This window comes from Hydrogenophaga sp. (assembly GCF_019635465.1).
Classification (GTDB): Bacteria; Pseudomonadota; Gammaproteobacteria; order Burkholderiales; family Burkholderiaceae_C; genus Hydrogenophaga.
Genome location: NZ_JAHBZK010000006.1, coordinates 24,456 through 49,254 on the forward strand (window position 1 = coordinate 24,456; position 24,799 = coordinate 49,254).

Genomic DNA, 24,799 nt, shown 5'->3' on the forward strand with positions numbered 1-24,799 from the left:
TTGATTTCACATGGTTTCCTCCTGCAAAAGGGACATCACACGATCCAGGACATCATCCGGTAGCTGGTTGGATCTTGATCTAAGGGTGAGAATGCAGGCGCTCACTCTCGGAGGAAGGGGATTTCCGGAGTACATGTCCTGAATGGCTAGGCTAACCAGCATCTGCCGATCGTCGTCGCTTAATTCCAGGTACGAGGCAATGCTTGTGACGCGACTTGGGGTGGCCAATCGCTTTGAGTTTTCGAGCTCACTGTAGTAGCTCGTGGAGAGACCAAGCAGAGAAGCCATACTCGCTTGGCTAAAACGTCTAGTGGTACGCAGCCGGTACAGCATTTCGCCAAAGCTGCTAGGTGGCTGAGACACCTTTCCGGTCCGGTTACTGGCTCCGCCGCGAACTGGCGGATGGTCCGGCGACGGACATCCGAGATGGTTCGGCTCAAGAGCCATTCTCATGTGTGGGACCTCGCGCCTTGATCGGAACTTCTGTGTTTGACGGCTCGGAAAGTATGTGACCAGGTCGCTGGTTGAGATCAAGAAGTTGACATGGCAATAGGTGAACTCCTTCTTCTCACCTTTCACCAGCGGTGAGAACAATGAACGAGTTCTTCTCACCGTTCACCAAAGGTGAGAACAACGAACGAGTTCTTCTCACCATACTGAACTGTCAGATTGATCGAGGACGTCGTACCACCATGGTTGGGATTGAAGGAGATGCCAAGCACTGGCCGCAAGAGTGGTTGCGGCAGCTTCCGTTGCGTATGGAGGCCATGCAGCATGCAGGCGTACGTCGAAGTGAATTCCATTTTGCCGCGTACGTTCTACTCTGAAGACAGCATCTCAGTGCGTTCAGCCGCCATTCGACGCCTCTGAATATGCCGTTCACGGTTGGGCACTAGGTCTAGGATGGCGAAGTCGGCGCTTCAATGCAGCCTCTCTGGCCGCCGATGCTCCTGTCCCCACTCATACAGAAACCGCGTAACCATGCGCCGAACCTCCCTGGCATTGAGCCTCGCATTCGAATAGACCGAGCTTGGTGGTATAGGAAGTACGCCTGCTGGGAGACCCCATTCAATTCTGATGTCTTCCACCACACCTCGCGCCAGAACGGGCATGTGCTCCCGCCGAGGCTCAGGCATGTACACGATGATGAACCTCGAAAGCAGTGGTCGCGGAATGTTGCCAAGCCCGTTCGCCGTGGCCCAGAAACTCAGCCGAGTCATGTCGCAGGTCGTCTGAAGGAACGTGTCGTGCCAGCGCTTGGCTGACTCCGATTCGAGGAGACCCAAAAGCACAGACGTGATGGGCGCGCTATTGCTCGTACGACTTGTCACTTTGTCCAGTTCATCGAGCAACACAAGGCCGCTCGCGCTCTGGTGCCGCAACATCAGATTCAAGAGTGGCGACGGTTCGCCAGAGGCCCAACCCCTCGGCGTTCCGGTAATCGGTTTGCTGTCATGCATGCCACCAATTCCCAGCGGCAAGAACGGCAGCTTGAGTAGTTCCGCGATGCGACGTACAAATCGTGTCTTGCCGGACCCCGGGAACCCAACCACGAGCACAGGAGGTAGCTGCAGTTGTTGCACGCCGAACAAGCAACGGGATTGCAGCAAGACCCCCAGTTCGTCGATAGCCGCGTCCGCCCAGGGGAACTCGGCCCTCATGGCGATCAGGATCTCTTCGACGTGATGTAGTGGCGGCATGTGCGCCACTGGCAGGTAACCCAGCAATGGCTCGTACTGCTTGATGACCTCCCTGTCTTCCTTGCAGTTGCCGGGATTGATCGGTCCGTGAACCACCCGAAGCACATGCGCTGTTTGCGTGGCGTCGGCGCTTCCATCGATGGTCGAAAACGCGCCTTGCGCTGTGGAGGCCATTGCAGCGATTTGGTCACCTCCAAAGACGTTCAGCGCGACGATCTGCTGCAGTCGACCATTCCATAAAGTCGCACATTCCATGGCATCCCGTCGTTGGCGCAGGTGCTTGGTCAACGCAATCCAAAGCCCCATGCCCACACTCTCGAAGAACTGCTTGCGAGCCGCTTCTGCGCGCAACGGAAAGTGCTGCGTGTCGTTGACCGATAGGACCGCAATGGCACGGATGACCGCCAAACAGTCTCGCGTGGACCAAGTCGAAAGCTTTGCGTCCCGCTCAGCCTCCATCGCCAAGTCGATGCACTTGAGGAGTGTTTCAGCTACCGATGCGGGAACCAGAAGTTTGGGCGGCGCACTCGCCGAAGCCGTCTCTGCGAGCACAAGCCTGGGCAGCCCATAGTTGCCCAGCGACGTCGGCGCCACTTGCCATGCACCATGAGCGAGCGCCAGATCACTCATGGCCAACTGGACCATGGCGAACGCCTCAAGCAGATAGGCGTTTCGCGTGTTTCGGCCCATCTCGTGCAGCCACTCGTTGCGAAAATTCCGAACGCTGTCATCATCGAGCTCAAGGGCCTCGAGCTCTTCGAGGACCCTGATGGCAAGTTCTGAACGCCTGGGGCTCTCCACAGGGGATGAGAGCGCTCGTCTGATCAGGCGTCGAAACGCGCCGAATCGCCGAGGTGCGTTGTTCGTGTCCGTTGCGATGAGCAGCAACGGGTGGCGGAAGCCTCGTCCGCCAATGAGTGAAGAAGTGGGTCGAGCGTCGGTGCGCTCCTTGGCATCTGCAACCATGTTCGCCTCCAAAAAGGTGGAACGGTTGCGGTGCAGGTCCTGCGGTGTTGCAGGACGTTCGGAGAGCAACCCCCGAGTCGTGGGACAAAGCGCCCACGAAGTCAGGCTACGTCACGTTGCATCGCGAAGCAAGCTTCGAGTTCGAAGTGGCCGACGAACGCGAGCGGACGACGAATTTGCGCTATCGGATACTCCGTACACGACTTCGGATATGCCGCAAATTCTTAGAGCGCGAGACACTTGTTGTCGCTCCGTTCTTTTGCCCACCTCAGACGAGGCTGCGGGCGAATTCATCGACCGTCATCACCTCGGTGCCTGCCGCGCGCGCCCGGTCGAACAGGTCGTCGGCGAGTGATTCGAATCCGGGCACCGGGCTCATGCAGTCGCGAAGCAGGACCACCCGGGGCGTGGCCGCGGGCGTCCTCCTGCCCAGGAACCGCATGAACTGGTCGTAGCTGGCCGCCACGCAGTGGCTCGAGGCCTGGCCCGCGATCGCGATCACCTCGGCACCGTCGGCCAGTGCGGTGGCCAGCGTGGTGTTGAACTGCGTGGCCGGCACCGAGGCCACGGGCGCGTCGGCCTCGAACACACCGAAGTGCTCGCTCAGTGGGTATTCACCCTTGAGCACCTTGGTGACGGCGCGCTGGTGCGCCATTTCCCAGGCCGCGAGGCTGCGCGCCAGATCGCCCTGGATGTTGTGGCCCCAGGTGCCGGTGACGCAGTGCACCGGCCAGACCACCATGCCCGCCTTGCCGGCCGCGGCCAGTTGCTCGAGCATGCCGATCACCTGTTCGGTCAGGCGGGCGTCGCGCGGCCGGTAGGAGCCGGCTCGCACATCGTCCGCGGTGATGAAGCTGAACGGCGCCACGGGCTGTCCGTCCGGGCCGAGCCAGAAGGTGGTGCGCTCGACCGCCACGCTGGCGTGCGAGTCCAGCGTGACCGTGATGCCGCCGATGCGGCTTGCGTTCGAGTCAATGAGGCCGGCCAGGCGCTTGAGGTCTTCGTTGGCGCCGGCCACCGGCAGGGCGGCGCCCTCGATGTCGCAGAAGTCGTTCTGGGGATCGATGATGAGCAGTTGGGTGCGCATGGCAGTCACTCCTTGCTGGCAGGCGATTCGACCGATCGGAAGGTGCGCGGAAAGACCGCGGCGCGCTCGCGGTCGAGGATGCGATAGCCCATGGCCGCACGCCCCGCGTCGCCCGCGATCGAACCCGCCTCGAGCAGGAACTGCGCATCGAGCATGCGCTTGCGAAACGCGCTCTTGTCCATGGGGCGGCCGAGCACGATCTCGTAGGTGCGCTGCAACTGCGGCAGCGTGAAGGGCTCCTCCAGCAGGAAGGCCGGCAGCGAGGTGTACTCCACCTTGCCGCGCAGGCGCTCCACCGCCGCGGCCAGGATCTCCGCGTGGTCGAAGGCCAGGCGCTTGCGCAGGGCCGCGTTGACCTCGATCCACTCCGACGCCGCCGACGCCATCTCCTCGCTGTCGGCGGGCGGTGGGACCAGGGCGAAGTAGACATGGGTGGTGCACCACCCGCGGGGGTCGCGCGTCGCACTGCCCCAACTGCCCAGTTGTTCCAGGTAGGGCGCGCTGAACCCGGTCTTCTCGCCCAGCTTGCGCAGCGCACAGTCGGCCAGGCTGGCGTCCAGGTCCACGTTGACGAATCCGCCCGGCAGGGCCAGGCGGCCCGGGAATGGATCGGTGGCTGCCTCCGGGCGGCGCACCAGCAGCACCTTCAACTGCTCGTCGAGCACCGTGAAGATCACGACGTCGACGGTGACCAGCGGTCGCTCGAAGTCGGGTGCCGCAACGCGAGAAGGGGATCGTTGGCTGGCCATGCTTGACATCTCCGGTTTGAGTTGTACTATACAACCCATAAGAGTTGTACAGTACAACTCAATAAGGAGCCCCAAATGCTTGGCATCCGCTTCATCAAGTCGCAGCCCACCACCCACCTCATGCAGTTCCGCGGCGGCAAGCTCGTGCGCGAAGGGGCCGGGCTGTCCTTCTTCTACTACGCACCCACCACTTCCCTGGTCGCGGTGCCGATCGCCAGCCGCGACGCCGGCTTCATGCTGGACCTGGTGACCAGCGACTTCCAGGGCGTGACGGTGCAGGGCGAGCTCACCTACCGGGTGGGCGACCCGGGCCGCATCTACAAGTTGATGGACTTCTCGCTCGAGCCCGACGGCACCACCTACGCCTCGGAGGACCCGGAGCGCCTGCAGGACCGGGTGGTGATGCAGGTGCGCGCCATCGTGCAACAGGTGATCCAGGGCCTGTCGCTGCGCAACGCGCTCAAGGCCACGGCCGAGGTCGCGCGCGCCGTTCAGGAGCAACTGGGCCGCCAGCCCGAGGTGCAGGCGCTGGGGCTGGAGATCCTGGGGGTGGCGGTGGTGGCGATCAAGCCCACGCCCGACATCGCCCGCGCGCTGGAGGCCGAGGCGCGGGAGGCCAATCTCAAGGCGGCCGACGACGCCATCTCGCAGCGGCGCATGGCCGGCGTGCAGAACGAGCGGGCCATCCGCCAGAACGAGCTGGACACCGAGATCGCGGTGGAGGTGAAGAAGCGCGAGATCCAGGAGACACAGATGGAGGCCCGGGCCGCGGCCATGCGGCGCCAGAACGAGTTGCGCGCCGAGCAGATGGGCGCCGACATCGAGCTGGAGAACCAGCGCAAGGCCTTCGTGGCCAGCGAAGCCGAGAACACGCGCCAGGCGGCCGAGGCCCAGGCGCACAAGGTGCGCGCCGTGATGGACGCGCTGGAGAAGGCCGACCCCCGGGTGGTGCAGGCGCTGGCGGCCGTGGGCATGCAGCCGGGCCAGCTCATCGCCCAGGCCTTCGGCGGCATCGCCGAGCGGGCCGAGCGAATCGGGCAGCTCAACCTGTCGCCCGAGTTGCTCAACTCCCTGTTGGGCGCGGGCGGTGGGGCCGCGGCGTCGGCGGTCACGCGGAGGTCGGCGTGACCACCGCCGCCAGCGATCGGCGGGTGGTGCTGGTGACGCGGCGCACGCGGCTCGATACCCTCATCGCGCGCCACAACACGCTCGGGCAGGCGAGGTTCTATGTGGAGCACCTGGGGGCCGACTTCTCGGACTACCTCAAGGAGAACGAGGCCTACGCGGCCAGCCTGCGGGTGACGGTGCAGGCCCTGCAGGCCTGGGGGCGCTACCAGATCGTCGACCGTTCGCTGCTGGCCAACTTCGTCTTCGCGCCGAGCGACATCGTGGTGGCCCTGGGCCAGGACGGCCTGGTGGCCAACACCATGAAGTACCTCGAGGGCCAGCCGCTGGTGGGGCTCAACCCCGAGCCCTCGCGCTGGGACGGCGTGCTGCTGCCGTTCCAGCCGGCCGATCTCGCCGCCATCCTGCCGGGCGTGGCGGCGGACCGGCGCGACACCCGCACGGTGACCATGGCCGAGGCACGACTGAGCGACGGCCAGGTGCTGCGCGCGGTGAACGACCTGTTCGTCGGTCCGCGCAGCCACACCTCGGCGCTGTACGAGCTGTCGCACGGGTCGACCACCGAGTTCCAGTCCTCCTCGGGGTTGATCGTCTCCACCGGCCTGGGCTCCACCGCCTGGCTCAAAAGCATCGTCACCGGGTCGCTCGCGATCGCGCGCAGCCTGGGCGCCAGCACCGACGACGAGGACTACCAGCCCATGCCCTGGGAGGAGCGGGCCCTGGTGTTCGCGGTGCGCGAGCCGTTCCCCACGCGCACCTCTCAGGCCACGCTGGTGCACGGGCGGGTGCTGGCGGGCGCGCCGCTGCGGGTGCGCTCGCGCATGCCGGACAACGGGGTCATCTTCTCGGACGGCATGGAGGCCGACCACTTGCAATTCACTGCGGGGATGGAGGCGAGGATTGAGCCCTCGAGGACGACCGGCAAACTGGTGCTTTGAGCAGTGTTTGGGTATCGGTGTTGAGCAAATGAGGGTCTTGTCTAGTGGGGCAGAGATGGGCCCTCATCGGGGGAATCGAGGCGCATTGCCGTGCGGCTGCCTCAAGCCAAGCCGCATCATCGTGGCCTAGAAGTGACGCTGCAGATACCGAGCTTTGCAGCACCCAGGTATTCGGACTCGGCGAGATTTGTTGGCGCTTGTCAGTGGGCGCGCGCGCCAACGCCCGGCGCGCCGCTGATCTACTTCATTGCGCCTCGTGCCTTCACCCTCGAGGCCGGTAACCTGTTTCTGGACTCCAATGGCATCAATGTCGTCTCCGGCGCCTTGCTCGCGCCTTCGCGGCTGAGCTGTGCCACACGCCGGCGCAGTTGCTGGTGCAGACGCACTGGACGCAGGACCGCATCGCCAGCCGCAGCGGTTTCCGTTCGGTGGACGCGCTGCAGCGCGCGTTCGCGCGCCAGCACGCCGTCACGCCGCAGGCCTATCGCGACGGCGCGCGGCGCCACTGAGGCTGACACGCGCTGCTTCCATTACAGTAGCGCTGGCACCTGTCCGCGCTGACTGACCTTAGGGAGGCAAGAGCTGTCATGACAAGGAAGACAAACGATGCCGTGTGCCACCCGGTGCGGGGGCAGCGTCGCGATGGATCCTTGCGCCACCGGCGCTCGCGCCTGTCGACGGCGGTGCTGGCCCTGGTCTGCGCGACCCTGGGCGCCCCATGGCGCAATCGATCACGGCCATCGGTGACGTGAATCCGGCCCCTGTCTCGACGCCGACCTGGGACGTGCCGGGTGGCGAGATCTATGTCGGCGACACCGGCGGCGTGGGCACCTTGACCATCCAGGGCGGCGCCACGGCGAGCAGCGCGACCGGCGCGCTCGGCTACACCGGGGGCGACGGCACTGTCACCGTCACGGGCAGCGATGCCAGCGGCAGCGTGTCGAGTTGGACCATGCCGGGCGATCTGGCCGTCGGCGCGGGCGGCACGGCGTCCCTCTCCATCCTGAATGGCGGCCTGGTGAGCAACGCGTTCGGCAACATCGCCTCGGGCGGCGGCACGGCATCGGCCACCGTCTCGGGCGTTGACGTCCATGGCAACCGCTCGACCTGGATCAATGCCGTTACCCTCACCGTGGGCAATGCCGGCGCGGGCTCGCTGCTCATCGAGAACGGAGGCCTGGTGCGCAGTGTCCAGGGCGCCATCGGCGGCACCACCGGCGTGGGCCCGGGCGTTTCCAGCGGTACGGTCACGGTCAGGGGCAGCGACGGCAATGGCCGCGTCTCGACCTGGGAACTCGGCAACAACCTGTATGTGGGTTTTCTGGACCCTGGTGACTTGTTCGTTGAAGACGGCGGTGCGATCACGGGCCACACCGCCTACATCGGTTACCAGGTGGGCGGCAACGGCACGGCCACGGTGTCGGGGCAAGACGCCGTCAGTGGGCGCGCGTCGAGCTTCGATTTCTCCGCGCAACTGAACGTCGGCTACGAGGGCACCGGCGAACTGACCATCGAAGACAGCGGCACGGTGCGAACGTCACTGGCCCGCATCGCCGTTCAGGCCGGCTCCACCGGCACGCTGCACCTCAACGGCAATGCGCTCGCGCGCGGCGTACTTGAAACCGACGTGGTGATCCGGGGCGACGGCGCCGCCACGCTCGACCTCAACGGCGGCATCCTGCGGGTGACCTGGGACGAGTCGGACTTTCTGCGCGGCTTCACCACACTGGCCGGGGGCGCTGAGGGCGTGTGGCTCGACACGAACAACCATGCGGTGGGCATCGGCACCGCCTTCACCGGCGCGGCCAGCTTCAACAAGCTCGGCCTGGGGGCGCTGACGATGTCCGGTCTCAGCACCTACGCGGGCGCCACCACCATCACCGCCGGCACCTTGCGCGCCGGCGTGGCCAACGCCTTCAGCGCGGCCTCCGCGCACACGGTGGCGGCCGGCGCCACGCTCGACACGGCGGGCCTGGACCAGACCGTGGCCAGCCTGGACAACGCGGGCACCGTCGCGCTGCTGGGCGCCGCGCCGGGCAGCCGGCTGACGGTGAGCGGCGCCTACGTGGGCCACAACGCGCTGCTGAGGATCGGCACCGCCTTGGGCGACAGCAGCAGCGTCAGCGACCGCCTGGTGCTCGATGGCGCCGGTGCCAGCGCCAGCGGCACCACCACCGTGCAGGTCACCAACCTCGGCGGCCTGGGCGCGTTGACCACGGGCGACGGCATCGAGGTCATCAGCGCCATCAACGGCGCCACCACCACGGCCCAGACCACCCGAGACGCCTTCCGGCTCGCGGGTGATCACGTCGACGCAGGCGCCTACGAGTACCGCCTGTACGCGGCGGACGCCAACGGCGCGGGGGAGAACTGGTTCCTGCGCTCCAGCGCGCTGGCGGCCGATGCCGCCACGCCCGCCTACCGCGTGGAGGTGCCGCTGTTCGCCGCGCTGCCCGAGCAACTGCGCCTGGGGAACGCCGTGATGCTGGGCAACTGGCACCAGCGCATCGGCGATGGCATCGCCCGCGGCGCCGAGCGTCAGACCTGGGCGCGCATCATCAGCGCGGAGCGCACCATCAGCCCCAGTTCGTGGTCAAGGTGGCGCAGCAATTTTGGGGGCACGACCCGCACACTGTTCAAGGACCGGCCGCTCATGAGCGCGAAGCCGATCTGCAGTGCCAAGCCCAGCTTGAGGCTGCCGCTGCGCCATCGCGCCAGCAACTAGTGCTCGGTGCACTGCAGCTGAAAAACGCCTGCAACTCGAACTCGCTGAGTTCGCACGCGATGTCGCGCAGGCACAGGTAAGACGTTTGCAAGCCTTGCATGGCCGCGCTCCTCGACGATTTGGGGGCCGAAAACGATTCGCTGCGGCGAAGTGAACAGCAATGTTCGAACAATCAATGACTTACCGACCACCCCCCCGCGTCAGTACTGGAGAGTTATACGTCACTTTTTGCACTGAAATCAAAAGGACCCCTTGATCGGAACCTTCGCATCTGCCGACCGGCCTCGCGCGGTGGCTGCCCAGATTCAGCCAATCGAACAGACCTATCGTCCGTGCGAAATCCTCGCCATGCTGCCCGGAGCGATGTGGCGCATGGAGTATCGAAGTCGCGCACTCGTTGACATCATGATTGCTAGCCTGAGATTGGAGAGTAGCGCGACCTTCACGACTTCAGTGCATACCATGCGACGCCGTCTCCACTCACGGCGCATTCCACGGCGCTTTCCGCGATGAGGTAGTTCATGCAAGCCACGGCCTCGCCCGTGGCGAGACTCAGTTGCTGTCCATCCTGCGCCCCTATGGCGCGGTGAAAGAGGGCGGGGAACACGTCCACGATCCGTTGCGGCCCGTTGCATAGCGATTGGCGCAGCCGCTCCAGCGCCTGGTCCTGGCTGGCCCTGAGCGAGTCCAGGCGTTGGTGCAGCCCGTAGAAGGGCTCGTTGTGGGAGGGCAACACCAGCACATCGGCGGGCACCTCCCGCGCCAGCTTGTCCAGCGACTCGTACCACTCCTTGAGCGGATTGGCCTGAGGTTCGGTGGCGAACACCGATACGTTCGACGAGATTCGCGGCAGCACTTGGTCGCCCGCGATCAGCAAATTCAGGTTGTGGCAGTACAGGCAGGCATGCTCCGGCGAATGGCCGCCGGTGGTGATGACCCGCCAGTCGTGCGGGCCCAATGGCACCAGATCGCAATCCTGCAGGCGCCGGAAGCTCTCGGGTAGCGCGTGGATGTGCTTGCCGAAGCTGCCAAAGCGGCTGCGGTAGCCTTCGATGGCCGCTTCCGACCAGCCGGCGCGGCGGTGGAACAGCACGCCGTCGGGCGGCGCCTCGCGATTCGTGTCGGCATGCATCACGCGGCAACTCAGGTATTCCAGCCGGCTCATGTGCAATGGTATGCCTGCACGGCGCGTGAACCAGCCGGCCAATCCGATGTGGTCGGGGTGCATGTGCGTGGCGTACACCCCCTGCAGGGGGCGCGCCAGCGGACCCTGCGCCATGAGGGCCAACCAGTCGGCCACGGTGGCGGGATCGTTCAGGCCGGTGTCCACCAGCACCCAGCCATCGCGCGTGTCGATGGTCCAGACGTTGATGTGGTCGAGCCGGAATGGCATCGACAGGCGGATCCAGCGCACGCCGGGGGCGAGTTCGACCGTGTGGCGCGGCGCGGGCGGCTCGAACGGGTAGGTCAGCGCAGCAGTGTCGGGCTTCGTCATGGTGCAAGGTCAGATGCCGGTGAGCCCGCCCGTGCACAGCAGGGTCTGGCCGCTCACGTAGTCAGACTCAGGAATGCAGAACAGGTAGGCCGCGCCGGCGGCCTCCTCGGGCGTGCCGGCCCGGCCCAGCGGGATGCTGCGCTCAAGCATGGCCATCAGGTCCGGGTTCACGCCCACCTTGATCGCGCGTCCATCGACCTGGATGGCGGCGCCGGCATCGGTGGTGGCCTCGGTCATGCGGGTCCCGATGAGGCCGTAGGCCACGCAGTTGACCGTGGTGTTCAGGCGACCCCACTCCTTGGCCAGCGTCATGGTCAGGCCCACGATGCCGGCCTTGGCGGCAGAGTAGTTGACCTGCCCCACGTTGCCGAAGACACCCGCGACCGAGGAGATGTTGACCACCTTGCGCACCACGCGGCGGCCGGCCTCGGCGTCGGTCCGGCTCAGCGCCCGGATCACCGGCTGCGCCGCCCGCAGAATGCGGAACGGCGCGGTCAGGTGCACGTCGATCATCGCGTGCCATTGCTCGTCGGTCATCTTCTGGATGACGTTGTCCCAGGTGTAGCCTGCGTTGTTCACAAGAATGTCCAGCCCGCCGAACGCGCTGGTGGCCGTGCCGATCAGCCGGTCCGCGAAATCTGCGTCCGCCACGCTGCCGCAGCAGGCCACCGCCTCGCCGCCCAGCGCGATGATTTCCTCGCGCACGGCCATGGCGGGCTCGTTGTCGAGGTCGTTGAGGACGAGCCGGGCGCCTTCGCTCGCGAGCTTGAGGGCCATCGCCCGGCCGATGCCCCGGCCCGATCCGGTGACCACGGCCACCTTGCCCCGCAATTTTTCCGACATGGTGTGCTTCTGTGTTTACCGGGCGGTTGCCGCCTCGGCGTCGTAGGCGTCAACGCTGCCTTGCTGGCGCAGGACGGCGCGCTGGATCTTTCCGGTCGCCGTCTTCGGCAAGCTGTCCATCTGGCGCAAGTAACGCGGCTTGGCAAAGCGCGGCAGCTGAGCGCTGGCCTGGCGGACGATGTCCGCCATGTCCAGCACCGCGCCTTCGCGGGGCACCAGGGCCAGCATCACCTCATCCTCCCCGCCCGCGCCCTGCGCCGGAACGGCGTAGGCCGCCACTTCGTGGATACCCGGCAACTGGCCCACCACGGCCTCGACTTCTGTGGCCGAGATGTTCTCGCCACGTCGGCGAATGCAGTCCTTGATGCGGTCCACGAAGGTAATGAGCCCCTGCGCGTCCCGCGTGCCGGCGTCGCCCGTGTGAAACCAGAGGTTGCGCCATGCCTCGACCGTTTTCGCCGGGACGTTCAAGTAGCCCGCCATGAAGCCGAAGGGCACCTTGGGCCGCACCAGGATTTCGCCCACCTGCCCGACCGGCACGGGTACGTCGGTCTCTGGGTCGGCGATGCAGATCTCGAATCGGTCCTCGTGCGCCCAGCCGGCCGCGTTCGGCGCCGGCTGCCCGATGCGTCCCCAGATGGGAATGCCGACCTCGGTCATGCCGAACCCGGACAGGACGTCCTTCACGCCGAAGCGCTCGCGGAACACGGCTTCGTGCTGGGCGGGGTTGGGTGCGCTCAGGCTGGCGCGCAAGCGGTGGTTGCGGTCCTGCTCCGTGGGCGGCTGATTGATGACGAACATGGCTGTGGTGCCGAGGTGGTTGGTCAGCGTGGCACCGGATTCCCGGATGTCGGCCAGCCAAGTGCTGGCGCTGAAGCGCTGCTTCAGGAAGGCCGGGATGCCCGCCAGCACCGTGGCCCCCAGTTGCAGGAACAGGCCGTTGGCATGGAACAGGGGCAGGCAGATGTAGTACTTGTCGGTTTCGGTGATTTCCAGGCTGCGTATCGACCCCAGCCCAAGCAGTGCGCAGTGGCAGTGCGGCATCAGCACGCCCTTGCTCGGCCCGGTGGTGCCGGAGGTGTACATGATGCAGAAGATGTCCTCGGGCCTCGGCGCGGGGCCCTCCCAAGGCGCGCAGGCGTTGCTGTCCGTCCAGGCCACCTGGCGCAAGTGCTCGGGCACGGCGGCGGGCGCATCGCCCACCACGATCAGGGTGCGCAGGTGGGGCAGTTCCTCCGCCAGGATGGCGATGTGTTCGACCAGCGATGCGTCCACCACTATGGTGGCCAGTTGGCAGTCGTTCAACTGGTGACGAAGGAATGAGGAGCGCAGCTCGGTGTTGAGCATCACCGCTGTGGCCCGCAGGTAGCCGATGCCGAACGTGGTCGCCACCATGGCGCAGCTGTTGAACATGAAGACGCCGACGCGCTCCTCAGGCTGCACGCCCAGTTGGTGTAGGAAGCCGGCAAACCGCTGGCTGCTCGCGAAGGCCTGCTCCGCAGTGAGGGTGCTGCCCCGGCTGTCCTCCAGCCAGGGCGCGCCAGGGTGGCTGGTGGCCCATTCGCGCAGGGCATCGGTCAGCGTGCATGCGTGGGGTTCGTGGATACGGCTGTACATGGGTCTCTTTCTCCATTCCTTGGAATATCGATGTGGGGCAGGCTCAGACTTCCAGGTTCTTGAGCCAGGGAACGTGGGCCAGCGCCTCCGAGGGAACTGGCTCCAGCACCGATCCCATCAGGCCGTTCCAGCGGTTGAACCATCCGACCATGGCCACGCAGGACACGATCTCGACGACTTCCTCCTCGGTGAAGACCTGCCGGGCCTGCCCGATGGCCTGGGCTGGTTCGCGCACCGGCAGGGTGCCGCCCGCGGTGGCGATGGCCAGCGCCTTGCGCTCCTGCCCGGTGTACCGGGGATCGTCCAAGTAGGACGGCAGCGCGGCCAGCTTGTCCCAACCGATGCCCAGGTGGTGGGCGGCATGGACGAGGTGTGTCGTCGTATAGCGGCAACGCGCGCCGCGCGCGGCTTCCGCGGCGACCAGGAAGCGCAGTGGCTCCGTGAGCAGGCCGTCGCCGCGCAGCGTCACGCCTAGCAGCTTGAGCAGCGCGGGCACCACGCCGGGCTTGCGCGCCATGGTCAGCAGCGCATTCGGGCGATAGCCGACGAAATCCACCAACTCTTCCAGCACGGGGTCTTGGGAGCGGGGGTCGTTTTCATGCAGGGGCACGATGCGCGCGGCGGTGTGGACGTTCATGGGCATGCCTTGACTTGAGATTTTTGTGAACACGGAGCGGTCACGCCGCCGCGCCCGTCGTGATGAGACCCTCGACGTGGGCGCGCTGCGCATCCAACTCCTGGGCCGTGCCGGACCAGGCGACCTGGCCGTGGTCCAGCACGTACTGACGGTGGGCCAGCTTCATCGGCACCTTGAGGTTCTGTTCCACCAGCACGATGCCGGTGCCCTGGCGATGGACCTCGCTGAACACCCGGACCAGCTGGGCTACGATGACCGGCGCCAGCCCCTCGGTGGGTTCGTCGAGCAGCAGCATGCGCGGGTTGCCCAGCAGGGCGCGCCCGATCGACAGCATCTGCTGCTCGCCGCCGGAAAGCTGGTCACCGCCAAAGTTCAGCCGCTCCCGCAACCGCGGGAACACGTCCAGCACCCGATCGAGGGTCCAGTGCCCCGGCTGGTGGGCCAGCGCGCCCATCTTCAGGTTCTCCAGCACCGAAAGGTTGGGGAAGATGCGGCGCGTGTCCGGCACCAGCGCCACGCCGAGCTTGGCGATGGCTTCCACGCCCAGGCCCGAAATGTCCTGCTCACCCAGCAGGCGCCGGCCGGCCACCAGCGGCATCAGGCCGATCAGGGCTTTCAGCAAGGTGGTCTTGCCCGCGCCGTTGCGCCCGACGATGGCGACGATCTCATGAAAATCGATCCGCACTGAGATTTCTTCCAGCGCCAGGGCCTGGCCGTACTTGATACTGGCTTTTTCGAGTTCGATCACTGCGCGTCCTCCCCGAGGTAAATCGAGCGCACCGATTCGTTCCGGCGGATAGCCTCGGGAGAGCCGCACGCAATGACCGAGCCGTTGCTCATGACCACAATTTCGTGGGAAAGCGACATCACCACGTCCATGTTGTGCTCGATCAGCAGCACCGTCCTCCCCTGCGCGGCCTTACGGATCAGGGCCAGTGCGGCCTGGATCTCATGGTGGCCGATGCCGGCCAGTGGCTCGTCCAGCAGCAGGATTTTGGGGTCGGGCAGCAGGGTCACGCCCAGCTCCAGCGAGCGCTGCAGGCCGTAGGGCAGCGTACCCGCGATGTCGTCGCGGTGGGCCGTCAGCCCCGTCAGCTCCAAAATGGCATCCAGTTGCTCGCGGAATTGCCGGTCAAAGTGGCGGCTCATCCAAAAGGGCTGGAACCCCGGCCTGCGCGACTGAGCCGCGACCATCAGGTTCTCCGCCACCGTCATCTCGCCGAAGATCTTGATGATCTGGAAGCTGCGCCCGATGCCCATGCGGGCCCGCTCGTGGGCTGGGCGCTGGCTGATGTCCCGGCCGCCGCAGTAAACCTTGCCGGAATGGCGCATCTGCCGCCCGGCGAGCACATTCAGCAGCGTCGTCTTGCCCGCGCCGTTGGGCCCGATCAGGCCGTAGATGCGGCCCTCCTGGAACTCATGGCTGACGTCGTTGACCGCCTTCAGGGCGCCGTAGCTGACGGTCACGCCCTCGCATCGCAGTGCCGCCTGGCTCATCGGGGACTTCTCCGCCGGTTCTTCTGGTACACCGCAAAGCCCTTCTCCAGTTCGCCGACGATGCCCCGCGGGAAGAATATGGTCGTGAGGATGAACACCAGGCCCAGCACGCCGTACCAGTACTCGGTCCAACTGCTCAGCCACTCCTTGAGCACCTCGAAGGCGATCACGCCGACAGTGGCGCCCCATAGCGAGCCGGAGCCGCCCAGCAGGGTCATGATGATCACGTCCCCAGAGGTCGTCCAGTGCAGCATCTGCGGGTTCATGTACATCAGCAGCGAGGCCAGCAGAGCCCCCGCCAGGCCGCTCAGGCCACCCGAGATCACGAAGGTGATCTGCTTGTATCGATTGACGTTGAAGCCCAGTTGGTCGGCGCGGGTCTCGTTGCCGCGGATCGCCGCGATCACGCGGCCGAACGGCGAGCTGCGCAGCGAGATCACCGCCAACATGACTAGGGCATACACGCCCAGCACGAACCAGTAGTAGTGGACGGGGTCGTAGAAGTCGATGCCCAGGAAACCCGGCCGCTCCACGCCCGAGATGCCGTCCGACCCGCCGGTGAAGCCGCGCAGCTTGCTGTCCGCCAGGATGAAGATCAACTGGGACAACGCCAGGGTCACCAGCGCGAAGAAAATGCCGGACACCCGCAGCGCAAAGAAGCTGAACAGCAAGGCGAACGCGGCCCCCACGATGATGGCCAGGCCGACGCCAGCGGAGAAGGGCAACCCGTACTTCTGCGTCGCCAGGGCCACGGCATAGCCGCCCACCCCGAGGAAGGTGGCGTGCCCGAACGACACCATGCCCAGCGCGCCGAAGACGAAGTCAAAGCCGACGGCGAAGATCGCCCAGATGGCCGCCAGGGTGACCAGTTGGATCAGCGCCTCCCCTGGGTGAAGGAAGGGCAGCAAGATGCCCGCCGCGGCCAGCAGCAGGCCAAAGCAGATGTCGAATCTGGTGAGTTTCATGCCGTCCTCGCCGTCCGGTAGAACAGGCCCTGCGGCCGCGTCAAAAGGGTGCCAATCAGCAGCACGAAGGTCATGATGTCCACCCAGCCGGGCAGGTACACATAGCCCAGCGCACGCACCATGCCGATCAGCATGGACGCGGCAATCGCCCCCCGGATGTTCCCGAGGCCGCCCAGGATCACGACGATGAAGCAGTCGATGATGGTGTTGGTCGCCATGCCCAATTCGATGGGGAACAGCGGCGCAGCAATTGCGCCCGCCAAGCCCGACAGGCCACAACCTGTGGCGAAGACCGCCATGCGGATCGTGCCCACCGGCAGGCCCAGGATGCGCACCATTTCCGCGTCGCTGCTGGCGGCCCGCACGAGCATGCCGAAGGTGCTTTTCTCCAGCACCAGGTACAGGCCCGCCGAGACAAGTGCGCCGAACCCGATCACGAACAGCCGGTACATCGGGATCGTGCTGCCCAGCATGTCCACGGTGCCGTTCCACAGCTGCGGAATCGCTACTTCCTGGTAGCCAGGACCCCAGACGAATCGCACCAGGTCGCTCAGGATCAGGATCAGACCGAAGGTCAGGATCAACTGGTAGAAGTGCGGGCGCTCGTAGAGCGGGCGCAGCGTCAGCTTCTCGATCACCGCGCCCGCCAGCGCGGTGAAGAACGTGGCAGCCAGCACCCCCATGAGAAACGAGCCCGTTCGCCGCCCCGTTTCATACGAGACGTAGGCGCCCAACATGTAGATGGCACCGTGGGCGAAGTTGATCACGCCCAGCATGCCGAAGATGAGCGTCAGACCCGCCGCCAACAGGAAGAGCAGCATGCCCAGGCTCAAGCCAATCACGATAGTTGACATAGTGATTCACCAAGTGCGGGGGGCCGGGGCGGCGCCCCGCAACAGCCCTCAGCTCTTGCAGGCCTCGAACAGCTTCTCTTCGGGGAAGACCTTGGTGATTTTCATCGTCAGGAGGGGGGCCGGCGGGGTGCCCTGCACCACCTCGCCCCAGAAGCCCGGCTGCAAGGCCTGGTGGTCGCAGGCGCGCATGGTCTTCTTGCCCTCCACGGAGTTCTCGCGGACGCTGGTGGCGAAGGCGTCCACCCACTTTTCCTTGTCCCAGGAGCCAGTCTTTTCCACCGTGTCCAGCCACCAGGCCATGCCGTCGTAGGCTTCCCCGGCCGTCATGCTGGGAGAGACGCCGAACTTCTTGCGGTAGGCTTCGACGAACTTGCGGTTGGCGGCGGTGTCGATGGTGTGGTCATAGCGCAAGCCGGAATTGACGCCCAGCGAGGCCGGCCCAGCGGCCGCTGCCATGGTTTCATCGGCAACCACAGGTCCGAAAAGCACCTTGCTCTTGCCCAGGTTCACCTGGCCCGCCTGTTTGAGTAGGGTGACCACGTCCGAACCCGTCAGCATCAGCAGCACGCCGTCGGCGTCGGACTTGGCGATCTTGTCCACGATCGACGAGTAGTCGCGGTTGCCCAGGGGCGGAAAGTCCTCGCCCACGATCTGTACACCGGTGGACCCGACCTGGCTCTTGATCCACTCATAGCCGTCGCGGGTGGCTTGGTAATCGGCGGTGACGGCGTAGATCTTCTTGAGCTTCTTGTCCTGCATGTACACCAGCGCCATGCGGTTTTCCATGCCCAGGTTGTTCGACGTGCGGAAGGTGTAGCGGGAGCCGCCAGGCACGGTGATTTTGTCGTCCGCCGAAATGGTGACGAGGTGGGGAACCTTGCGCTGCTTGGTCAGGTTCATGACGGCGAGCGTGGAGGCGGAGCTGAGCGCGCCGAAGATCATGTGCGAGCCCTCGGAGATCAGCTTGGTGGCCTTCTGCACGGCCGGCTGGGGCTTGGTCTCATCGTCCTCCCAGGTGATTTCGATGGGGACGCCCAGCACCTTGCCACCGCGCTCCTCGACAGCGACCTGCGCGCCTCGACGCATGTCCTCGCCCAGCAGCCCGTAGGGGCCGGACAGCGACAGCACGCCACCGATCTTGAACTTTTCCGGCTTGGTCTGGGCGTACCCGTTGGACACCAACCCCATGGCCGCCGCCGCGGCGACCACCATGCTCTTCTTGAACCATTTCGCAACGCTACCCATGATCTGTCTCCTGTCGTTGGTCACCATGAATTCCAGGTCAGCCGATGCCGGCGAAAATGCCGCCATCAACCATGATTTCAGCGGAAGTGACGTACTTGGATTCGTCACTCGCCAGCCACAGGGCCGTGTAGGCCACGTCCCATGCCTCTCCCATGCGGCCCATGGGACGCTGCCGGTCCCGCTTGGCCAGCGTTTCTTCCAGCGAGGCCTCCTGATATCCGTCCGCCAAGGCCAGTGAAGGTTGCCGAACCATGGGCGTATTCATCAGGTCGGGCATCAGCACGTTCGAGCGGATGCCTCGCTCAGCCTGCGCGCCCGTACAGGGTTACCACGGTGACGCCACCCAGGCCCGCGTTGTGCTGCAGGGCGAATCGCGCACCCTCAACCTGGCGTTCTTCGGCGCTACCGCGGATCTGGTGGGTCAGCTCGTAACACTGCGCCAGGCCGGTCGCGCCCAGCGGATGGCCTTTGGACAGCAACCCGCCCGAGGGGTTGACGACGACCGCGCCGCCATAGGTGTTGCCGTTGGCCTCGACGAAGGCCTGGGCCTCTCCGACGGGGCAGAACCCCAAGCCCTCGTAGCTGAGCAGCTCGTTCTGCGCGAAGCAGTCGTGCAGTTCGCACACGTCGATGTCCTGCGGCCCCACGCCCGCCGCCTTGTAGACCTGGTGGGCGGCCTCGCGCGTCATGTCGAAGCCCACGACGGAAATCCCCGACTTCTCGTCGAACGTGCCGGGACGGTCGGACACCAGCGACTGCGCCAGCACCTGGACGTTGGTGCCCAGCCCCATCTTCTGCGCGAACTTCTTGCTGACAAATACCGCCGCCGCGGCGCCGCAGGTTGGCGGGCAGGCCATCAGGCGGGTCATGGTGCCGGGCACCAGGGACGAGCTAGCCATCACTTCTTCCTCCGTCACCTCCTTGCGGAACAGCGCCAGCGGATTGCGCGCGGCATGGCGGCTCGCCTTGGCGCGGATCTTGGCGAAGGTTTCCAGCGAGGTGCCGTACCGGTCCATGTGCTCGCGGCCCGCCGCGGCGAAGTAGCGGATCGCCATGGGCAGCTCCGGATGGCCGAACACTTCGTCCATGACCCCGTTGAAGCGATCAAGCGGGTCGGGCCGGTCATCCCAATAGTTCTTCAGGGCACCGGAAGGCATCTGCTCGAAGCCCACCGCGAGGGCGCAGTCGACCGAGCCGTTGGCCACTGCCTTGCGCGCCAGGTACAGCGCAGTGGAGCCGGAGGCGCAATTGTTGTTGACGTTGATCACCGGCACGCCGGTCATGCCGACTTCATAGACAGCGCGCTGGCCGCTGGCCGAGTCGCCATAGACATAACCCGCATAGACGTCCTGCACGTCGGAGTAGGCGAGGCCGGCGTCCTGCAGCGCCTGGCGGATCGCCTGCGCGGCCATTTCCGGATACGGCAGGTTGTCTCCGGGTTTCTTGAAAGGGGTCATGCCGACACCGGCGACGAGAACGGGTTCTGACATTGCGATACCTCCGGGTTGATTCATCAAAACGTACGTTGAATCGAAGCGCACCGCACAATCCGCATGCTGTCCGCAACAGCGGGAAGGACGTTGTGCATGCTTTTCAGTGGGTACTATTTCGCATAAATTGGTACCATTAGATGCCCTTCATCGGTACCATGTCAAATGATTTGGTACCGAATTTGACTGGTGAAAACCCTTATGAGAAAGAATCTCACCGACGACGACTTCATGGATGCGTTGACCGATCTGCTGCTCGCGGAGGGCATCAACGGCCTGACGGTGGGCGAGATCGCCGCACGGCTGCACTGTTCGCGGCGGCGCCTCTACGACGTTGCGCAGACGAAGGAAGAGATCTTCTGCGCGGCGGCTGAGCACTTCTTCAACCGCATCCTGGGCCAGAGCGAAGCGCTGGTCGGCCGTGAGCAGGATCTGACAGCGGCGCTCGCCGCCTACCTCAACGTAGGTGTTCAGGCGGCCGGCCGGATCGGCGTCCAGTTCCTGAAGGATCTGGAATACTCCGCGACCGCCAGGAGCATCTTCGACCGCTACCAACAGGCGCGCACCATGAGGCTGTCCCAACTGATCGACGAGGGAGTGCAGCAGGGCGTGTTCGCGCCCTGCCACGGGTTGGTGGTGTCCGAACTCATCCTGGGCGCCGCGCTGAGGCTGCGCCGCCCGGCCTTCCTCGCCCAGGCCAACCTGACCATCGAGGAGGCCTTTCAGGAGTTCTACCGGGTATTGCTGGGTGGACTTCTGATCGACTCAGCCACTCCGAAAGTGACTCAGGATGGCACGCGGACAGGCCGGACTACCGCGCGGCGCACATTCGCAAAGAAAGATGTTGGTGCTGACGAGGTCGGCGCGATGTTGATGGCCGCCTGGAACCGCGATTAGTACTACAGCCGTAGCGATATCCGCTGCGGTGATGGTCTTCGAGAAGCAGGCGTTCATACCCGTCTGCAGATCTTCGGACGTCGTAGCCGTTCTGATCGTTCATCGTCTGCTCATCTTTCAGAGCTGGTCGTCCGACAATGCCAACGTGCTGGCCGCTCCATTGATCACGATGTCGCGCAGCGCGGAAGCCTCCACTAGGACGTGCGTCGCGTAGTGACTGGCCGTGATGCGCTTGGCACTCAGGAAGCCCGCATCGCCAGCGCCCGCCGCCAGTTGCGCCGTCGCGGCCTCAGCCATGCGCGCCGACAGCCAGCCCCCGATCACGGTGCCCGCCAGTCGAAGGAAGGGTACTGCGCCTGCGGCACAATCCTGCGACTGCGCATCACTGTGGACGAGCAGCCAATCAGCGCTTTCCTCCAGGGCATGAGCTGTTTTCATCAGCGCATCCCCGATTGGCTCGAGTTCCGGGTCGCGCGCATCCATCAGCCGGCGCGCATCGCTGTCGATACGAGCCAGTAACGCCTTCAGCGTGCGCCCACCCTCGCGCGCCAGCTTGCGGCCAATCAGGTCGTTGGCCTGGATGCCCGTGGTGCCTTCATAGATCGTCGTGATGCGGGCGTCGCGGAAGTACTGCGCAGCACCGGTTTCCTCGACGTAGCCCATGCCGCCATGGATCTGCACGCCGTCGGAGGTGATGCCCTGCGCGCTGTCAGTGCACCAGCCTTTGACCACTGGCGTCAGCAGGCCGACAAGGGCCTGTGCCTGCGCGCGCTCCTGGGTGTCGGGGTGACCGGCGGCACGGTCCATCTGGCCGGCGCAGAAATAGGCCAGCGCGCGCATCGCCTCGGTTCGCGCCTTCATGTCCATCAGCATGCGCCGCACGTCGGGGTGGCCGGCGATGGTGCCGCTGACGGCCAGCGCCGGCTTGCCCTGCACGCGCTCGAGCGCATAGGCCCGAGCATGCTGGTAGGCGCGCTCGGAAACGCCCACGCCCTCCAGCCCCACATTCAACCGCGCGTGGTTCATCATCGTGAACATGCAGGCCAGCCCCTGGTGCGGCTCACCGACGAGATAGCCGATGGCGCCCCCGCGCTCGCCGAAGCTCATGGACGCCGTGGGGCTGCCATGGATGCCCAGCTTGTGCTCGATCGAAGTGCAGGAAAGGTCATTGCGTTCACCCAGGGAGCCGTCGCCGTTGACCAGGAATTTCGGGCACAGGAACAGCGAGATGCCTTTGACGCCCGGCGGCGCATCGGGCAGGCGAGCGAGCACCAGGTGCACGATGTTCTCGGCCATGTCGTGCTCTCCCCAGGTGATGAAGATCTTGTTGCCGCTGATGCGGTAGTGATCCCCCTCGGGTACGGCGCGGCTGCGCAGCGCGGCCAGATCGGATCCGGCCTGCGGTTCGGTGAGATTCATGGTACCGGTCCAGCGACCTGCGATCATCGGCTCGAGAAAGCGCTGCTTGAGGGCGCCGCTGCCGTGGTGGGCGATCGCCTCCACGGCACCGAGCGTGAGCATCTGGCAGAGGCTGAAGGCCAGGTTGGACGACTTCCACATCTCCAGCACGGCGGTGGACACCAGCGTCGGCAGGCCTTGGCCGCCCCATTCGGTGGAGGCCGGCATGCCGATCCAGCCGTTCTCGCAGAAGCTGGACCAGGCTTCGCGAAATCCATCGGCAGACGTGACCTCGCCATCGTTCCAGCGCGCGCCCTGCACGTCGCCCGGACGATTCAGCGGATCCAGCACGCCAGCGGCATAGTTGGCAGCCTCCCGCAAAATTGCCTCGACCAATTCAGGCGTGGTCTCCTCATGGCCGGGCTGGGCGCAGATCGCCTCCAGGCCTCCCACTTCTTTCATCGTGAACAGCATGTCGCGCAAAGGCGCGGTGTAAACGGACATCGCTTACTCCTTGTATCCCCGCACTAGGAGTGCTTCCGATCGACCAGCAAGGGGGCATCAACGGCCAGATCGTCGGCTGATATCCATTCGATAGCGTCCAGCTTCAAACGGGTGCGTTGCTTGAAGATCTCGTGAAGAGCCTTCTCGGCCATTGCCGCCTCTCCGCCTGGGTTCAAGACGCCACGCAAGGTGATCGTTTCGCGATGCTGCTGGCTCGTGACCACCACTTGAGCTCGCTGGATAGGCGGAACCTGCGCCAACACCTCCTCGACGTTGCGCGGATAGATGAAGATTTCCCGGGCCTTTACACCCTGTCCGACCCGGCCTTCCAGAAGGTTGATGTGGCTGACGAAACCATCCGCTGAGGCGGCGCGTCCGCTGGCCACGTCGCCGGTGCCAAACCGCACGAGTGGCCAGCCACGGTTCATGGTGGTGACCACGATTTCACCGGTTTCACCCAAGGGCAGGGGAACGCCGGTTTGCGGGTCGCAGATCTGGACCAACCTTTCCGGTTGCACGGTGTAGCCTTCCTCGTCCGCTTCTTCGTAGCCGATGAGGCCGAAGTCACCGGTGGCGTATGCGGAGAAGATCTTGATGCCGTACCGGCTCTCGAGCGCGCGTCGCTTGCCCATCCAGTCGCCCATCTCCCCGCCGAGGAACGCCGACTTGAGCTTCCAGGCGCACGGCAGCGCGTGTCCCATGTTCTCCAGGGTCCGGATCAGTGTGAGAAAGAAGGCGGTGGAGGCACAGATGCAGGTGATGCCCAGTTCCAGGATCAGCTGGGCCTGCTGCTCGGCGCCACCTGGGCCGCAGGGGACGACGGTGGCGCCTGTGGCGGCGATGCCCTGATCGAGCAGCACGCCGGCGGGCACCAGGTGGTACGACCAGGTGTTCAGCACTCGGTCCTGCGGGCCGAGGCCTGCGCGCTGGAAGCAGTGGGCGAAACCGTGGCCGTCCTGGTCGTCCACCAACTGGGGTTCGTAGATGGGGCCGGGTGACACGAAGATGCGCTGGATCGCCGCTTCATCGACTGTCAGGAAGCCGCCAAAGGGCGGCGCCCGGCGTTGGCGCTCCAGTAGCGCGTCCTTGCTCGTGACGGGCAGGCGCGCCAGGTCCGCCGCGCTGCGGATGTCCTGTGGCGTCATGCGCGCGCGCTCGTAGATCTCGCGGATGGCGGGCGCCCGCTCGAAGGCGTGCTGCTGCGCCGCGCGCAGCGCGCCGAGACGATCGGATGGGAGGGAATGCGTCATGGCCCGGCGCTCCCTTACTGGCCGGTGAACCGCGGTGAGCGCTTCTCTTCGAAGGCCAGCAAGCCCTCGCGCAGATCGGCGCTGTGCGCATGCACCTCCGAGGCGAGCAGCTCTAGGCGCAGCGCGGTCTCGATGGGTTGTTGCAGGCCGTCGTCGACCAGCGCTTTCATGCGCCTCAGGCCCAGCGGGCTCTTGGCGGCAATCTTGTCCACGAGCGCCTGGGTGGCCGTTTCCAGTTCACCAGGGGCCACCACCTGGTTAACCAGGCCGGCCTCCATCAGTTCTTCCGCAGTGAGGAAGTCGCCGGTGAACAGCAGGTACTTGGCGCGTGTGGCCCCGATGATGCGGGGCAGGCGCACCGACCCCCCTCCACCAGGCAGCAAACCGTAGTTGGCGTGGGCATCGCCGATCTTGGCGCCGCGAACGGCGAGCACCAGGTCGCAGCAGAGCACCAGCTCGAGGCCGCCCGCCAGGGCCAGCCCGTTGAGTGCGGCGATCACCGGCTTGGGGAAACTGTCCAGCCGGTTCATCGTGGCCAGCACGGTGTCGAGGAAGCGGCGCGGGCCGTCCAGATCCAGATCCGATTGCGACCGAACGTACTTGAGGTCGGCCCCGGCGCAAAAAGCCCGGCCCGTGCCGGTGAGAACCACCGCGCGCACGTCTGGGTTCTTCTCGGCGTCGTTCAAGGCCTGATCGAGGCCGCCGAGCACTTCGGGCGTAAGGGCGTTCATCGCGTCCGGCCGGTTCAGGCGGATCCACATCGCACCTTGGCGGACTTCCGCGGCAACAGCGGCGGGCGGCATCGTTTCCATTTCCT

Annotated in this window: 23 protein-coding genes and 1 pseudogene; 6 read left to right on the forward strand and 18 right to left on the reverse strand. The window is 65.5% G+C overall.

The features are described 5' to 3' along the window. Positions 1–6: 6 nt before the first annotated feature. On the reverse strand, positions 7–453 hold the full coding sequence (locus KF871_RS18765; protein ID WP_116958703.1) for a helix-turn-helix transcriptional regulator: 447 nt from the start codon (positions 451–453) through the stop codon (positions 7–9). A 140-nt stretch (positions 454–593) separates the two neighbouring features. Between KF871_RS18765 and KF871_RS06635 the strand changes: the two genes are divergently transcribed. Next, the gene (locus KF871_RS06635) at positions 594–827 is read left to right on the forward strand and encodes a hypothetical protein (protein WP_147326204.1); all 234 of its coding nucleotides are present in this window, start codon (positions 594–596) and stop codon (positions 825–827) included. A 93-nt stretch (positions 828–920) separates the two neighbouring features. On the opposite strand, the gene KF871_RS06640 is transcribed toward KF871_RS06635, so the two are convergent. From KF871_RS06640 to KF871_RS06650, 3 genes are all read right to left on the reverse strand, one after another. After that, the gene (locus tag KF871_RS06640) at positions 921–2,735 is read right to left on the reverse strand and encodes an AAA family ATPase (protein ID WP_147326205.1); all 1,815 of its coding nucleotides are present in this window, start codon (positions 2,733–2,735) and stop codon (positions 921–923) included. A gap of 199 nt (positions 2,736–2,934) precedes the next feature. Next, on the reverse strand, positions 2,935–3,753 hold the full coding sequence (locus KF871_RS06645) for an isochorismatase family protein (protein ID WP_070400754.1): 819 nt from the start codon (positions 3,751–3,753) through the stop codon (positions 2,935–2,937). A 5-nt stretch (positions 3,754–3,758) separates the two neighbouring features. Then, positions 3,759–4,502 (reverse strand): NUDIX domain-containing protein, encoded by a 744-nt coding sequence (locus tag KF871_RS06650; RefSeq protein WP_070400755.1) that lies wholly within the window; start codon positions 4,500–4,502, stop codon positions 3,759–3,761. A gap of 75 nt (positions 4,503–4,577) precedes the next feature. Between KF871_RS06650 and KF871_RS06655 the strand changes: the two genes are divergently transcribed. The 4 genes and pseudogenes from KF871_RS06655 (at position 4,578) to KF871_RS06670 (ending at position 9,290) form a co-directional block, all read left to right on the forward strand. After that, positions 4,578–5,630, forward strand: a complete 1,053-nt coding sequence (locus tag KF871_RS06655; protein WP_070400756.1) for an SPFH domain-containing protein — start codon at positions 4,578–4,580, stop codon at positions 5,628–5,630. Beyond that, positions 5,627–6,565: a sugar kinase gene (locus tag KF871_RS06660; RefSeq protein WP_070400757.1), complete on the forward strand. Its 939-nt coding sequence runs from the start codon at positions 5,627–5,629 to the stop codon at positions 6,563–6,565. The genes KF871_RS06655 and KF871_RS06660 overlap by 4 nt, the downstream gene beginning before the upstream one ends. A gap of 362 nt (positions 6,566–6,927) precedes the next feature. After that, a pseudogene (locus KF871_RS06665) lies at positions 6,928–7,074 on the forward strand (AraC family transcriptional regulator); the annotation flags it as partial. Positions 7,075–7,283: 209 nt separating this feature from the next. Further along, a complete protein-coding gene (locus tag KF871_RS06670) occupies positions 7,284–9,290 on the forward strand; it encodes an autotransporter-associated beta strand repeat-containing protein (protein ID WP_070400758.1) in 2,007 nt (668 codons plus the stop codon). Positions 9,291–9,732: 442 nt separating this feature from the next. Here the strand turns inward: KF871_RS06670 and KF871_RS06675 are convergent, their stop codons facing one another. From KF871_RS06675 to KF871_RS06725, 11 genes are read right to left on the reverse strand one after another with little or no spacing between them, the layout of a single operon-like run. Continuing rightward, positions 9,733–10,785, reverse strand: a complete 1,053-nt coding sequence (locus tag KF871_RS06675) for an MBL fold metallo-hydrolase (RefSeq protein WP_070400759.1) — start codon at positions 10,783–10,785, stop codon at positions 9,733–9,735. Positions 10,786–10,794: 9 nt separating this feature from the next. Beyond that, positions 10,795–11,628 carry an SDR family NAD(P)-dependent oxidoreductase gene (locus tag KF871_RS06680; protein WP_070400760.1) on the reverse strand — a complete coding sequence of 278 codons (834 nt, stop codon included), beginning with the start codon at positions 11,626–11,628 and terminating at the stop codon, positions 10,795–10,797. A gap of 15 nt (positions 11,629–11,643) precedes the next feature. Further along, positions 11,644–13,245, reverse strand: coding sequence for an AMP-binding protein (locus KF871_RS06685; RefSeq protein ID WP_070400761.1), 1,602 nt, complete (start codon positions 13,243–13,245; stop codon positions 11,644–11,646). A 43-nt stretch (positions 13,246–13,288) separates the two neighbouring features. Then, positions 13,289–13,882: a carboxymuconolactone decarboxylase family protein gene (locus KF871_RS06690; protein ID WP_070400762.1), complete on the reverse strand. Its 594-nt coding sequence runs from the start codon at positions 13,880–13,882 to the stop codon at positions 13,289–13,291. 40 nt (positions 13,883–13,922) lie between these two features. Next, a complete protein-coding gene (locus KF871_RS06695) occupies positions 13,923–14,630 on the reverse strand; it encodes an ABC transporter ATP-binding protein (protein WP_070400763.1) in 708 nt (235 codons plus the stop codon). Then, positions 14,627–15,379, reverse strand: coding sequence for an ABC transporter ATP-binding protein (locus KF871_RS06700; protein ID WP_070400764.1), 753 nt, complete (start codon positions 15,377–15,379; stop codon positions 14,627–14,629). Before KF871_RS06700 ends, KF871_RS06695 begins: the two co-directional genes overlap by 4 nt. Next, positions 15,376–16,344: a branched-chain amino acid ABC transporter permease gene (locus KF871_RS06705; protein WP_070400765.1), complete on the reverse strand. Its 969-nt coding sequence runs from the start codon at positions 16,342–16,344 to the stop codon at positions 15,376–15,378. The genes KF871_RS06700 and KF871_RS06705 overlap by 4 nt, the downstream gene beginning before the upstream one ends. Then, positions 16,341–17,198, reverse strand: a complete 858-nt coding sequence (locus KF871_RS06710) for a branched-chain amino acid ABC transporter permease (RefSeq protein ID WP_070400766.1) — start codon at positions 17,196–17,198, stop codon at positions 16,341–16,343. The genes KF871_RS06705 and KF871_RS06710 overlap by 4 nt, the downstream gene beginning before the upstream one ends. A 48-nt stretch (positions 17,199–17,246) precedes the next feature. Beyond that, positions 17,247–18,443: an ABC transporter substrate-binding protein gene (locus KF871_RS06715; protein ID WP_070400767.1), complete on the reverse strand. Its 1,197-nt coding sequence runs from the start codon at positions 18,441–18,443 to the stop codon at positions 17,247–17,249. 37 nt (positions 18,444–18,480) lie between these two features. Next, positions 18,481–18,720: an SDR family oxidoreductase gene (locus KF871_RS06720; protein WP_070400768.1), complete on the reverse strand. Its 240-nt coding sequence runs from the start codon at positions 18,718–18,720 to the stop codon at positions 18,481–18,483. A 25-nt stretch (positions 18,721–18,745) separates the two neighbouring features. After that, positions 18,746–19,933 (reverse strand): lipid-transfer protein, encoded by a 1,188-nt coding sequence (locus KF871_RS06725; RefSeq protein ID WP_070400769.1) that lies wholly within the window; start codon positions 19,931–19,933, stop codon positions 18,746–18,748. Positions 19,934–20,134: 201 nt separating this feature from the next. Between KF871_RS06725 and KF871_RS06730 the strand changes: the two genes are divergently transcribed. After that, positions 20,135–20,830 carry a TetR/AcrR family transcriptional regulator gene (locus tag KF871_RS06730; RefSeq protein ID WP_070400770.1) on the forward strand — a complete coding sequence of 232 codons (696 nt, stop codon included), beginning with the start codon at positions 20,135–20,137 and terminating at the stop codon, positions 20,828–20,830. Between the two features lie 117 nt (positions 20,831–20,947). On the opposite strand, the gene KF871_RS06735 is transcribed toward KF871_RS06730, so the two are convergent. From KF871_RS06735 to KF871_RS06745, 3 genes are read right to left on the reverse strand one after another with little or no spacing between them, the layout of a single operon-like run. Then, positions 20,948–22,732 carry an acyl-CoA dehydrogenase gene (locus tag KF871_RS06735; RefSeq protein WP_070400771.1) on the reverse strand — a complete coding sequence of 595 codons (1,785 nt, stop codon included), beginning with the start codon at positions 22,730–22,732 and terminating at the stop codon, positions 20,948–20,950. Positions 22,733–22,755: 23 nt separating this feature from the next. Continuing rightward, positions 22,756–23,982 carry a phenylacetate--CoA ligase family protein gene (locus KF871_RS06740; protein ID WP_070400772.1) on the reverse strand — a complete coding sequence of 409 codons (1,227 nt, stop codon included), beginning with the start codon at positions 23,980–23,982 and terminating at the stop codon, positions 22,756–22,758. Between the two features lie 14 nt (positions 23,983–23,996). Further along, a complete protein-coding gene (locus tag KF871_RS06745) occupies positions 23,997–24,785 on the reverse strand; it encodes an enoyl-CoA hydratase/isomerase family protein (RefSeq protein WP_083293315.1) in 789 nt (262 codons plus the stop codon). Positions 24,786–24,799: the final 14 nt, after the last annotated feature.